This is a genomic window from Actinacidiphila bryophytorum (assembly GCF_016916835.1).
Taxonomy (GTDB): domain Bacteria; phylum Actinomycetota; class Actinomycetes; order Streptomycetales; family Streptomycetaceae; genus Actinacidiphila; species Actinacidiphila bryophytorum.
In genome coordinates this window covers 57870-70060 of sequence record NZ_JAFFIX010000031.1, presented here as the reverse complement: position 1 = coordinate 70060, position 12191 = coordinate 57870, and the positions used below count along the sequence as shown (strand labels likewise).

14 protein-coding genes and 1 pseudogene are annotated in these 12191 nt (G+C 70.4%); 7 read left to right on the top strand and 8 right to left on the bottom strand.

The window, feature by feature from the left end; all coding sequences use genetic code 11:
- Positions 1–338 precede the first annotated feature (338 nt).
- Both JT723_RS31475 and JT723_RS31470 read left to right on the top strand, forming a co-directional pair.
- Entirely contained in the window at positions 339–1229 is an 891-nt protein-coding gene (locus JT723_RS31475) for an alpha/beta fold hydrolase (protein ID WP_205048270.1), read from the top strand.
- A gap of 291 nt (positions 1230–1520) precedes the next feature.
- A complete protein-coding gene (locus tag JT723_RS31470) occupies positions 1521–2021 on the top strand; it encodes a Dps family protein (RefSeq protein WP_205048269.1) in 501 nt (166 codons plus the stop codon).
- A 13-nt stretch (positions 2022–2034) separates the two neighbouring features.
- On the opposite strand, the gene JT723_RS31465 is transcribed toward JT723_RS31470, so the two are convergent.
- Positions 2035–2382: a carbohydrate kinase family protein gene (locus JT723_RS31465; RefSeq protein WP_205048268.1), complete on the bottom strand. Its 348-nt coding sequence runs from the start codon at positions 2380–2382 to the stop codon at positions 2035–2037.
- Between the two features lie 351 nt (positions 2383–2733).
- Between JT723_RS31465 and JT723_RS31460 the strand changes: the two genes are divergently transcribed.
- On the top strand, positions 2734–3162 hold the full coding sequence (locus JT723_RS31460) for an ester cyclase (protein ID WP_205048267.1): 429 nt from the start codon (positions 2734–2736) through the stop codon (positions 3160–3162).
- A gap of 203 nt (positions 3163–3365) precedes the next feature.
- Here the strand turns inward: JT723_RS31460 and JT723_RS31455 are convergent, their stop codons facing one another.
- A complete protein-coding gene (locus JT723_RS31455; protein ID WP_205048266.1) occupies positions 3366–3899 on the bottom strand; it encodes a MarR family winged helix-turn-helix transcriptional regulator in 534 nt (177 codons plus the stop codon).
- A 212-nt stretch (positions 3900–4111) separates the two neighbouring features.
- On the opposite strand from JT723_RS31455, the gene JT723_RS31450 reads away from it, so the two are divergent.
- Positions 4112–4816: a hypothetical protein gene (locus JT723_RS31450; protein ID WP_205048265.1), complete on the top strand. Its 705-nt coding sequence runs from the start codon at positions 4112–4114 to the stop codon at positions 4814–4816.
- Positions 4817–4909: 93 nt separating this feature from the next.
- Here JT723_RS31450 and JT723_RS31445 read toward each other — a convergent pair whose 3' ends face one another.
- The 5 genes from JT723_RS31445 to JT723_RS35585 all read right to left on the bottom strand — a co-directional run bounded on the left by JT723_RS31445 (position 4910) and on the right by JT723_RS35585 (position 8661).
- The gene (locus JT723_RS31445; protein ID WP_205048264.1) at positions 4910–5548 is read right to left on the bottom strand and encodes a hypothetical protein; all 639 of its coding nucleotides are present in this window, start codon (positions 5546–5548) and stop codon (positions 4910–4912) included.
- 115 nt (positions 5549–5663) lie between these two features.
- Positions 5664–5969, bottom strand: a complete 306-nt coding sequence (locus tag JT723_RS31440) for a hypothetical protein (protein WP_205048263.1) — start codon at positions 5967–5969, stop codon at positions 5664–5666.
- Positions 5970–6312: 343 nt separating this feature from the next.
- Positions 6313–6948, bottom strand: coding sequence for a DUF427 domain-containing protein (locus JT723_RS31435; protein ID WP_240166477.1), 636 nt, complete (start codon positions 6946–6948; stop codon positions 6313–6315).
- Between the two features lie 30 nt (positions 6949–6978).
- The gene (locus JT723_RS31430) at positions 6979–7848 is read right to left on the bottom strand and encodes an alpha/beta fold hydrolase (RefSeq protein WP_205048262.1); all 870 of its coding nucleotides are present in this window, start codon (positions 7846–7848) and stop codon (positions 6979–6981) included.
- A gap of 183 nt (positions 7849–8031) precedes the next feature.
- Positions 8032–8661 (bottom strand): TMEM175 family protein, encoded by a 630-nt coding sequence (locus JT723_RS35585; RefSeq protein WP_251513121.1) that lies wholly within the window; start codon positions 8659–8661, stop codon positions 8032–8034.
- 468 nt (positions 8662–9129) lie between these two features.
- Between JT723_RS35585 and JT723_RS31420 the strand changes: the two are divergent.
- Positions 9130–9522 (top strand): annotated as a pseudogene (locus tag JT723_RS31420) (SpoIIE family protein phosphatase); the annotation flags it as partial.
- 181 nt (positions 9523–9703) lie between these two features.
- Here JT723_RS31420 and JT723_RS31415 read toward each other — a convergent pair.
- Positions 9704–10237, bottom strand: a complete 534-nt coding sequence (locus JT723_RS31415) for a DUF2231 domain-containing protein (RefSeq protein ID WP_205048261.1) — start codon at positions 10235–10237, stop codon at positions 9704–9706.
- A 299-nt stretch (positions 10238–10536) separates the two neighbouring features.
- On the opposite strand from JT723_RS31415, the gene JT723_RS31410 reads away from it, so the two are divergent.
- On the top strand, positions 10537–11175 hold the full coding sequence (locus JT723_RS31410) for a class I SAM-dependent methyltransferase (protein WP_205048260.1): 639 nt from the start codon (positions 10537–10539) through the stop codon (positions 11173–11175).
- Positions 11176–11369: 194 nt separating this feature from the next.
- A complete protein-coding gene (locus tag JT723_RS31405; protein ID WP_205048259.1) occupies positions 11370–12125 on the top strand; it encodes a DUF4389 domain-containing protein in 756 nt (251 codons plus the stop codon).
- The last annotated feature ends 66 nt before the right edge of the window (positions 12126–12191 follow it).

The window sequence follows — 12191 nt, the reverse complement described above, 5'->3', positions numbered from 1 at the left end:
AACAAAGGGCGGGCTGATCTTGGCGGTGCATACGGCGACGACGCGACTTCCCTCGGAATCGTCGCCCGCACCGACCAGCGCCTGCTCGGTCCCACTCGCTGAGCGGAGACCCCAAACCGGCGTCGGTCGGGCGACCGGTCCGGGTCCGCCCCCACTTCACAGCACCCGCAGGCGGCTGACCGCTCAGCCCCATGCGGCCTCTCCATCCGACCGGCCGGCGCCCCCGGCCAGGCGCACCTCGCCGCTGCCGTCCTACCGGCGCGGCTCACCGTCGCGGCGAAGCCGTCGAGACGCCATGCGTGCCGCCAAATCCCGGCGGCACAGACAAGGAGTAAGACATGCCGTTCGTCACCACGCAAGATGGCACCGAGATCTTCTACAAGGACTGGGGCCCGCGCGACGCCCAGCCCATCATGTTCCACCACGGTTGGCCGCTGTCCTCGGACGACTGGGACGCGCAGATGCTGTACTTCCTCTCCCACGGCTACCGCGTGATCGCCAGCGACCGTCGCGGACACGGGCGTTCCTCCGACATCGGCTCCGGTCACGACATGGATCACTACGCCAGCGACGTCGACGCCGTCGTGCAGCACCTGGACCTGCGCAACGTTGTACACATCGGCCACTCCACCGGCGGCGGACAGGTCGCGCGGTACGTGGCGAAGTTCGGCCAGCCCCAGGGCCGCGTCGCGAGGGCGGTACTCGTCGCGGCGGTCCCCCCGCTGATGGTGCAGACCGCAGAGCACCCCGACGGTGTTCCCGTCTCGGTCTTCGACGGCTTCCGCGACGCACTGGCGGCCAACCGGGCAGAGTTCTTCCACGCCGTGGCCTCCGGCCCCTTCTACGGGTTCAACCGGGACGGCGTCCCGCTTTCGCAGCAGGTCGTGGACAACTGGTGGCGCCAGGGGATGACGGGAAGCGCCCTTGCCCACTACGAGGGCATCAAGGCGTTCTCGGAAACCGACCAGACCGCAGACCTCAAGGCCATCACCGTGCCGGTGCTCGTCCTCCAGGGTGACGACGACCAAGTCGTCCCGTACCAGGAAGCCGCCCTCAAGCAGGCGGAGCTCCTGCGGAATGCGACCCTGAAGATCTACGAGGGTTTGTCGCACGGCATGCTCACCGTGAACGCCAGCGACATCAACCCTGACATCCTTGCGTTCGTCCAGCAGCCCTGGCCGTACTTGAGCCGAGACGTCCACGATCATCACCCGCCAAGCGCCCGATGATCGTGACGTCTCGGCTCAGCCATCCCCCTACCGACGGCGTGGAGGCCACGCGTACGCGAGGATTCGGCATCCTCCAATCACACGCAGGATCAACAGCGTCTCCCGCTTCAAGCCGCCGGCGCACAACAGCCTCCGGTGAACGATTCCCGATCGGGCAGCGCCCCCAACGACACGCGTGGCCTCCGGTCGGGCGCGCGCTCCCGACTCCAACACCGGGGCGGCTCCGCAACCGAACCGCCCCGCCCTCCTCACCGATCCGCTGGACTCGCACCCTCGAAAGGAACACCACTCATGCACGCATCGCCCACCCTCACGAAGAACCTCCAGGCCGTCCTGGTGGACCTCATCGACCTGCACCTGCAGGGCAAGCAGGCCCACTGGAACATCCTCGGGACCAACTTCCGCGACCTCCACCTGCAGCTCGACGAGATCGTCGACGCCGCTCGTGAGTTCGCCGACGACACCGCCGAGCGCATGCGCGCGCTCTACGCAGTCCCGGACGGGCGATCCTCCACGGTCGCCGCCACCAGCCACCTCGACCAGTTTTCCGAGGGCGAGATCACGACCCACGACGCCATCGACCAGATGACCCTGCGCCTCTACCAGGCAACCGGCACCATACGCAACGTCCACGACGAGGTCGACGAGGAAGACCCGACGACCGCCGACCTCCTCCACGGCTTTATCGGCCGCCTCGAGCAGCTCGCATGGATGGTCTCCGCCGAGAACCGCACGCCGAACACTTCCGCGCAGCCCAGCGCTGGCCCTGTCGAAGCCGGAGCAAGGTTGTAGACGAAGCGACTCGTCAACCCAGGACGCCGGCCACAGGAACCCTGTCCACGCAGGCCCGGGCGCTGGAGAGGACAGAGTCGATCTCGTGGCGGGTGGGTGGGTGGCTGGGCGCCGGCGCGGCGCATGCGATCGCGCCGGTGTGTAGCAACGCCACGTCGGGCTTAAGCGGGATGTCGATCGGGTCCCAGGCGGTGAGGAAGTCGTAGGTGGCCGAGCCGTTGCCGGCGTCCACGTAGGCGAGGGCGACCGTGCTGCGGCCGGAGGTGCTGCGAAGGCGGTGCACCGGTACGCCGGTGGCGGCGAGATGGGAGGCGATCAAGGTGCCGGGCGGGTCGTCGCCCCAGCAGGTGGCCAGGGTCACCGGCCTGCCCAGTCGGTGCAGGCGGCTCCCTGTTCGCCACGCCCTCAGCGGCAGGCACTCGGGCCCGGATCCTGACGGCCAACCGATCAAAGTCCGTAACGTCCCGGCCAGTCCTGGGCGGACGGGTTCGATGGCGTCGTTTGCCCGTCGTTGGAGCCGCGGGCCTACATCCCTCAGGGATTGGCAAGACGCCGTCGTGGGAGAGCATTCCGGCATACCTGTGGGTCACACCATTGGTTCACACGTAGCACGCCCCGTCACCTGCGGTAAGTGCGTCCAACGGTGCGCAGAACCAGCCCCACGCGGCATCGCCGTAGATCGCACACGCGGTCTCAGTGGCAGACTGCGTTTGTGACCACGGGAAAAGAGACAGTCCGCCAGTTCCTTCTGCAGGTCCGATCGGGAAGGCAGCCGGACTGGGCCGGCCGCTTCATGGCAGGCCGCGTTCTGGCCCACCAGCTCGTCTCGGAGGCCCCGACGGTGGTGGAGCGGACCCCGCAGCAGTACACCGAGCACGTCCAGGAGATGCTCGACGCGTACGGCGCTTTCACGCTGACCGTTGACGAACTGATCGCCGAAGGGGACAGGGTCTACGCTCGCTGGACCCAGGTCGGACGCCACGTGGGACCGGTCGACGGTCACCCGCCGACCGGAGCGGAGGTGACGTCGATCACGAGTGCCGTCTATCGCATCGAGGACGGCTTGATCGTCGAGTACTGGATCCAGATCGACCGGCAGGGAATCGCCGGCCAACTGGGCAAGGGCATCGACGAACGCTGATACGCCGCCTGTTCGCGCACATCAACCGCCCGCCCGAACCACGTACTTGCCGCGGCCGCGGCCGGCCGCCGGCGGGTCGTGAACGCCGGATGCCGACTCGAGGGAGTCGACGACGGTCACCCGCGGCTGCAGTCGCCCTCCGTCGACCATCCGCAGGATCCTGCCCAGAGCGCTGCCGGGCCGGGCCTCCAGCGGGCGCTTCCTCAGCGGCTTTTGCGCTTGCGCGGCGGTGCCACGGGCACGGTGGCGCGCAGGTGCTCTCTGGCGACGTCCATGATGTCGGCGAGTTGCGCCACCTGCTTCTCGTCGAGCTGGTCGATAAGCCCGGCGCGGACGACGGCCACCTGTCCGGGTGCGGTCTTGCCCAGCAGTGCGCAGCCTTCGTCGGTGATGGCGACAACCGCCCGACGCTCGTCGTCAGGGTCGGGCTCACGGCGGAGCAGCCCGGCCTTCTCCAACTGTGCGACCTGGTACGACAGACCGCTGCGTGAGCCGATCATGAGCTCGGCCAGCTCCGTGATGCAGAGCCGCGAGCCGGCGCGCTCGCGGGCCCAGTGCAAGATCTCGTACTGGACCATGGTGAGCTCGCCGGTGTCGCGCAGTTGCAGCTCGACCATGCGCCGGACCCGTTCAGCGGCACGCCCGCGGAGGCGGTTGCCGCACAGGCCGGGGGCGGCCGAGACCATCGTGCTCGCCGTGCGCTTCCCCGTGGTTGCCCGGCTCGACGAGAGCGTCATGACCTGACCCGCGGCAATCGGAGAGCGCCCGGCTCACCACGGCCTGGGCGAGGGTCCTCTGTGCGTGCCGTTCAGTAGGGCAGCAGGTGCACAGGGAGCCCGGAGGCGCTGAATGCACGAGGCACGCACTGCACGCCGTGGCGCCGGGTTCAGCGGTAATGCGCACCTCGGGGTTCGTTTCGGCGGACGGGAGGCGCACATAGTCTGACGCCGTGAGTACCGCATCAGGGGGCCTGCAGGCGCTGCACCGACTCGCTGTCACACTGCGGCTGCAGTTGGACCGGACCACCATGGATGTCGGTGCGCCCGATGGCGGGCCGCAGGTGGCTCGCCTGGTGAAGGAGGGTGACCTGCGGCGCCGGCTGGCGTACGACATCCTCACCGGCCCGGAACTGGACGAGCGTGCCGGCCAGTTGACCTCCTATGGCGCGCTGGGAACGGACGGCGGTGTCATAGGGGTCGTCAACCCCAGCCACGGCCGTCATCGCGTGCCGGACGGCGAGATCCATCCGCTCGTCGGGCTCCGCCGGGGGCGGCGTGCCGACAACCCCGCGCACTGGACCGTGGCGCAGCCCGGCCTGCCGCCGCTGACGGGCGAGGCAGTCGGGTTGCCCACCAGGCTGACCTTCAACCGCGTCGCGGAGTTCGCCTCCAACCAGGGCCTGGACCTGTGGATGTTCGACCATGTGACGCCGCTGCACTTCCACTACGGCGCCAAGGACTCGCCCGGCTTCAGCGTCAGCCGCAGCCCTGGACGCGCGAGGTTCGAGATCACCGTCCACGATCTGCGGGTGGACCGCAGGCTGCCGCTGGCGCTGCTCGCCGCCATCAGCCAGTACGTGCTGGCCTCCCCCCTGACCGAGGCGGTGGACGCGGCGAACATCGCCAGGCGCCTGCTTCGGCGCCCCAAGAAGTAGCGGGAGACGGCCCGTACACTTCGGCCGGTGGCCCGACGGCCACCGGGCGGGCGACTACGCGGCAGCCCGTACCGGCACGTCCCCCGACCGAGATCAGCGGCTCACGGCCGGCCCTTCGACGAGGCCGCGCAGTCTGCTCTCAAGAGCATCGTCGCCGAAGGTCTGCGCGACTCCTCGTGCACCGCTCCTGATCGCCGAGGGACAGTCCCAGTTCCCCTCGCCGCCATGGATCCGGAAGGACTTCACGAGACGCCCGGTCCTGGCCTCGAACACTGTGAAGTCGTAGTACGCGGAGACCATATCGTAGGCCGTGCCGACCTCGTCCAGGGAACTCACGGAGTAGGAGCACGTGTGAACTTTTCTGCCGGTCACCGTCGGGCCGGACATGCACACCGCCAACTGCGCGCGCCGGTAGTCGTCCTCCCCGGGTGCCACGGCGAACACCTGAGGGGTGGTGCTCCGGTCGGCCGCCCACGTCCCGGGGAGCTCGGGCGCGTCGGGGGCGTCCCACTTCTGGCTGTCGTGGCTGCCGAGCTGGAAGCCGATCATCCTGTGCGGGCCCGCGCCCTTGTACGCGGGGCTGACCGTGGAGAACGGCTTGCCGCCCCTGCATCCCCCGTCGGCACCGGCGCCACCGGATCCCCCCGAGCATCCCGCCAGCCAAAGGCACAAGGCCAGTGCGGCAAACAGCGCCGAGACGGGTACCACACCCGTGCGGACCCTTCCGAACACGACGCTCTCCTTCCTGTGTCGGTCGACCGCCCGGTCCGAGCCGCCGTGCCGCGCCGCACGGCAGCCACTCGGCCTGGCCGTCGCCCGGCGTCCGCTCATCTTGATGCGGAGATCGCTAGTTCCGCCAGCCGCCGATGCCGTTCCAGTCCTGCTCGATGTCGCGCAAGACCGTCGCGGAGTGCAGCCGCAGGCTGAGCACCTCGGCCTGGTGCAGCACGGCGCGCATCAGCGGGACGCCCCCGGCTTTGTGCAGTCGCCTGCCGATACGGCGCACTCTGCGCCGCCGGATCCCGAGGGCAGAGGGGCCGGGTTTCGCCAGCCGCGCGGCGACGAACGTCAGGTGGGGCGGCAGTGGCGGCTCGCCGAGGAGACGGCTCGTCTCCATCACACGGGCGATGCGCTGCTCCACCCAGTCACTCATGGACACCCTCTCGACTCGGCGGCAATGCCTGGACCCATAGCCAGGGTTGCATGTGGCGCGGCGGCCTGGAAGCAGCTGTACGGACGCCCTCGGGCCGGTCGGCAGGGTGCCCGACGCCGCCGCATGATCCCCTTCGGGGCTTGCGCACTTCGAAGATCCCTCGGTAGCCGTCTGGCGACCGCGATCACAGGGACGCCGACAGCCGTTCCTGCCCGGACGTCCGCCGGCGTGTCACCCACCACCACTGCATGGAGTGGCGTCAGGTCAACGCCGAAGAGTCGTGTCGCCGGAGAGAGGGCGGTCCGCACCAAGTCCGGCCGCGCGTCGGCGTCTTCGCCAAAGGCTACGATACCCCGCAGGACGGGGCGCGACGGCGGACATGGTCAAGGAGCATCTCGGCCCGCGGGACGTACCAGCGTGGCGCGAAACCCGACTCGAACAGCACGAGGGGGCGTTCGGAGCGGGCGAACTGCTCGCCGCCGAGGCGGACGTCCAGGGTGCGCGAGGTGCTGCGGATGTCGATGCGGTGGTAGGCGTCCGCGGCGTGCCCGAGTATGCGCTCGTCCTCCTCGTAGAAGGCGTCCATCGCCCGCCACGCGAAGGCGACCTTGTTCTGCAGCTCCGCCGCGTGGGCGGGCAGCGCGGTGAATTCCCAGGCGGCGCGCTCGACGGTGCGGTCACCGGCGTGCACGGCATACCAGGCGGTGTCGCCGAGGTCCCGGTGCCGGGTGGCCTTGTCCATCGCGGTCAGCGCCTGCCCGGCGATGTCGCCGCGGGGGAAGTAGGCGACCGGGTAGCGGCCCGGTTCGTGCAGGACCACGACGTCCTCTCTGTCGGCGATCCACGTACCGTTGAACCGCACGCGTAGACGGCGGCGCAGCGGCTCGGCGAACAGCAGCCGCTCGGGCAGCGGCTCCGGGGTGAGGAAGTGCCCGATCGCACCTGCGGCCAGCGGTCCTTGCTGCCAGGACAGTCCCATGGCAATTCCTTCCGTTCGGCGCGCAGGGGGTCAGGTCAGGACGCGGGCGAGGAAGTCGCGGATGTGCTCGGTGATGGTGCCGAAGTGGCTCTCCAGCGCGAAGTGCCCGGAGTCGACCAGCTGGATCTCCGCTTCGGGCAGGTCCCTGCGGAACGCCCTGGCGCCGTCGGGGCCGAAGATCTCGTCGTTGGCGCCCCAGACCGCGAGCAGCGGGACCCCCGAGTCGCGGAAGTACTGGTGGACCCGCGGGTACAGGCCCACGTTGGTGGGGTAGTCGCGGAACAGCTTCAGCTGGATCTCGTCGTTGCCCGGGCGGTCGAGCAGTGCCTGGTCGTGGACCCAGTTGTCCGGGCTGACCAGGCTCGGGTCGGCGACGCCGTTCACGTACTGCCAGCGGGTGACCTCGGGGGTCAGGGCTGCACGCAGCGGCGCCTCGGTCTCCGGCCCCGGCGCCGAGGCGTAGGCGAAGACGCCGTCCCAGAAGGGCCTGACGAAGCCCTCGTCGTAGGCGTTGCCGTTCTGGGTGACGATCGCGGTGACGCGGTCGGGGGACTCGACTGCCAGCCGCCACCCGATGGGGGCGCCGTAGTCCTGCACGTACATCGCGAACCGGTCGACGTCCAGGTGCCGGAGCAGCCCGGAAGTGACGTGGGTGAGGGCCTCGAAGGTGTACGGGAAGTCCTGCAGGCCGGGCATCGCGGACTGGCCGAACCCGATGTGGTCGGGCGCTACCACGTGGTAGCGGTCGGCGAGTGCCGGAATCAGGTGGCGGAACATGTGCGAGCTGGTCGGGAAGCCGTGGAGCAGGACCACGGCGGGAGCCCCCGGATCGCCGGCCTCCCGGTAGAAGACCTCAAGGCCGTCGACGACGGCGGTCCGGTGGTGGACGGGGGCGTACATGTCTCTCACCTCTCTGTCGTGCCTTCCGCGGTGGCACCGCCGGCCGTACGCTCCGGCCTGCCGGTTCTGCGTCGCCGGCCGGAGGGCGAACGTGGTCCCGGATGTCGCCGCACCCGGGCGGCGCGGGTCGCCCTCTCTCCAGCGTCCGCCTGCGAGCGGCTCCCGGCCAGCGCGCACCCCGGTTCACCGCCGGCGCCTGCGGTCGTGCGGGCGCCTGATCCTGGCGACCTCGCCCGCGACCGGAAGCCAGTAGTACGGGATGAAGGCGGTGATCACGGCCACGCCGAGCGCGGGGAGCAGGCCGCCGAGCACGGTCCCGACGGCGATCCAGACGAGGGCGAGCCGGAAGCGCCCGCTGATGGCGGCCACGCCGGCGGCGTCGATGCTGCCTGAGATCAGCCGGCGGTCACGACGGACGTGCCACCAGATGAGGTTGAACAGGACCGCCAGCACTTCGAAGGTCAGGTCGTGCAGGACGACGGCGGTGCGCTCGCCGTGCCCGTCGCGGAAGGCTTCCGCCAGTACGGATGCGGCGAAGGGCAGGAAGGCGACGTCCATCAGCAGCAAGGTGTTCAGGAAGAGCACCACCCGGTCGGCGCTGCGGATGTGGTCGTACATGAGGTGGTGGTTGGCCCACACCTGGCCGATCAGCAGGAATGTCACGGCGTACGCCAGGTAGGACGGCCAGAGCTCGGCGAGGCCGTGCAACAGGCGCCGGGTGTCGGGCGGCGGGTGGATCTCCAGCACGAGCAGGATGACGGCGATGGCGATCACGCCGTCGCTGAAGGCGACCACACGTGCGGGGTCCCGCACCGCACCGAACGGTACCGGTCCCGACGGTCTCCCGGGGGCCGCCCCGGCGGGTCCCTCCGGGTCCTGAACAGGCTCTGTCATCGTCCCACCCTCGGGTACCGGCCCCTCCGTCCTCGCGCACCACCCGCGCGACACGGCTTCTTTCCCGCGTCTGGGAGCGTGTCTGAGATCTGCGGTATCGGCCGTTCCGGTGGCTCGCTGAGTGGTGTGCGAGTGCCGGCAGGGACGGTTGCCAGAAGGGCTCCACGAACACCCTCTTGAGGCTGGAGAGGATCAGCAGGCCTCGGGCCGGGCGGAGTTGCTCGCGCAGGGGCGAACAGCGGCGCCACCCAGCGCGGGACGCCCACACGGGCCGCCAGGGTCCAGACGGGCTGGGAGCGACCGTGCAAGCAGTTCGTCGCACGAAGGTGAAGGCTCCGCGGGCGCTCGCGGGAGCACGCCCCCGACCTGGCCACGCTGGCGGAACGGATGGACGAGGCGCTGTCCAGGGATACGGCGCGGCGCCCGCCCGGTGTGTCCGCCGAGGACTTCACCACGGCTGTGCCGGCCGAGGTCTCCACCGCGGGCGACGTCCTGCGGCTGGTCAACCGCGGGCCTCCCCCGCCGTACCTCGTCCACGAGGGGAACGTGACGTGCCTCGACCCGCGCACGCCGCAACTGCCGCTGGGAATGGGCCTGGGCGCCGTCGCGCCCTCGTCCGCCGCGGACACGTCCCCGGCAGATGTTCTGCCCCTGCCGGCGGGGGCATTCCTGCTCATGGTCACCGACGGCGTCACCGAGGCATGCAACCGTGACGGCGTCTTCTACGACCCGTGCAGATCCAGGCTCACCGGGCAGCGCTTTGCGAACCCCGCCGCCCTGGTCGACGCCGTGACCGCAGATGTCCACCGTTGGACCCACGGCGGGCAGCAGGACGACATGCCATCCTCGCTGCCACCCGGGAGGCGACCCGAGGACGGTGACATCCGCACGCGACAGGGCGCTGCGGAGCCCGGGTGCCGCGCACCCGGCATTCAGCGACCGGGAGCCTTCCGCGTGCCCGTCAGCCGTTGTGGCCGGTCGCGGACTTGTCGTAGTTGTCGTGCCAGGCGGCCTTCGCACCGGACTCGCCTATGCGGTAGACGTCCACGACGGCGCCGGTCGACACGGCGGCGGCCAGCACCACGGCGGCCACGCGCACCACCGTCGGCGAGGCCCACCGTGCAGTGGCGGTCGAAGACCCCTCCTCCGCCCTCCCCTCGGACTGTGCCGAACGGCGGCCCAGCCACCAGATGGCGACCGTCGCCAGAAAAAGACCCGTCGCCCACGGCAGCAGCCCGTCGCCCAACTCCGCGTGCCGGCGCACCAGCGGGTCGTCACCGACTCGGGGCTCCAGCCACTCCCCTGCGTGTGTCGTGAGCGGCACGAGCGCCAGCGTCACCAGCCCCAGCACGGGAAGCACCAGCCCCATACGCCGGGCGTACCGCGGCTGGATCGCGCATCCGACCGCTGCGAGGGCCGTCAGCGGCACCAATATCACCACGAAGTGAACGAAGAGGACATGCGCGGGAAGACCGTCTATATGCGTGAGGCTCATGGGAATTCTCCGTAGGAGAGGACGTACGCAGCCCGCGCCCGGACGCCCCAGACCACCGCTGCTCGGATCAAGATCGCAGCCTGCCACGCCAACTTCTCAGTTCCTTCTGAACCACCCAGCCCGAGATGTGAGCGGCCCGTCCCGGTGCCGACCAACCGGCTGTACCCGCAGCCGGGCGGTGCCCGCCTCGGAGGCAGGTCCCCTCGGCCGGGCTAGGCTCGGACCCGGTTCGACCCGGGCGATCCGCGCCCCCGCGCCGACAGGCGGCTTCTGCGCGTCACCACCCCCTGGAGGACATCGTGGGCAACCCGCCCGACCCGACCACCGCCAAGGTCCTCCGCACCTGGGAGAAGGCGGCGCCCAGTTACGACCGGCAGATCGCGCTCTTCGAGAGGATCCAGTTCGGCGGCGGCCGGGAGTGGCTCGGCGCGCGCGCCCGTGGCAGGGTCCTCGAAGTCGGCGTCGGCACCGGGCGGAGTCTGCCCCACTACCCGGCCGACGTGACCGTCACGGGAATCGACCTGAGCCCCGCGATGCTTGCCCTCGCCAGGCGCCGTGCCGCCGATCTCGGCCGCGAGGCCGACCTGCGCGTCGGCGACGCGGCGCACCTGCCGTTCGAGGACGCCGTCTTCGACACCGTGGTCTGCGCGCTGGCCCTGTGCACCATCCCCGACCCCGCCGCTGCGATCGCCGAGATGAAGCGGGTGCTGGCACCGGGCGGGCGGCTGCTGCTGCTCGACCACGTCGGCAGCACGTGGCCGCCGCTCTACGCCCTTCAGTGGCTCCTCGACCGCGTCACCGTACGCATCGCCGGTGAGCACTTCACCCGCCGGCAGCTGCCGCTCGTCCGGGCGGCCGGGTTCGAGATCGTCGAGGTCGAGCGGCTGAAGGCCGGCACGGTCGAACGGGTCCTGGCGCGCAGGACGGCCACCATGTGAGGACGCCGGCCGAGGCGGCTGAGCGGCGAAAGCGGGCGCGTCACCCGCACGGCCGATCCCTGGGCCTCGGCCTCACCTGCCTGCGGGGCGACCGCGCGCGCACGCTTCGAAGTGCTGTCAGCCTGGAAGACCGGCGCAGCCGGGGCCGCCGGTGCGGCCGGCAGGAAGGGGGCAGCGAGAAGCGGAGCACCTGGATGACGCAGCAGACGTGGGACTACAGGCCGCCCGCCGAGGCCGCCGAATGGCTTCCGACTCTGGACATTCCCGAGCCGCAGCCGCAGCGCCGCCTCACGGTCCTGGTGCGCTGGCTCCTGCTGATCCCCCAGTTCATCGTGCTGGTCTTCCTGGGGATCGCGGCGTTCTTCGCCGTGGTGTTCGGCTGGTTCGCGGCGCTGTTCATCGCCCGTCTGCCCGAGCCGGTCGCCGGCTACCTGAGCCGTGTCCTGGCCTACGAGACCCGGGTGCACGCCAGCGCCCTGCTGCTGGTGGACACCTATCCCCCGTTCTCGCTCAGCCCGGTGCCGGACTACCCGGTCCAGATCGAGGTCCGCCCGGGTCGGCTCAACCGCCTGGCGGTGTTCTTCCGCATCATCTTGATGATCCCGGCGGCCGTCGTACAAAGCCTCTTCGCCGCCGGCTGGTACGCCGTGTGCGTCGTAACCTGGCTCATCGTGCTCATCAAGGGCCGCATGCCCCGCCCGCTGTTCGAGGCCACCGCCGCGCTCCTGCGCTACACCATGCGCTACAACGCCTACACGGCCATGCTGGCGTCGGCGTACCCCAAGCGCCTCTTCGGCGACCCCGACATGCCAGGCGCACCGGCCATGGAGGAAGCCGTGTCCGCGACCCGGCCGCTCCGGCTCAGCACGGCGGGCACGGTGCTGGTGGCGCTGTTCCTGCTGCTCGGGCTGATCGCCCACGTCGCCAGCGACTGGACCTACTCCTCCTGAGTCCCGGGCGGACCGGGCGGACCGGGCGGACCGGGCGGACCGAGACGACCGAGACGACCGGGACGA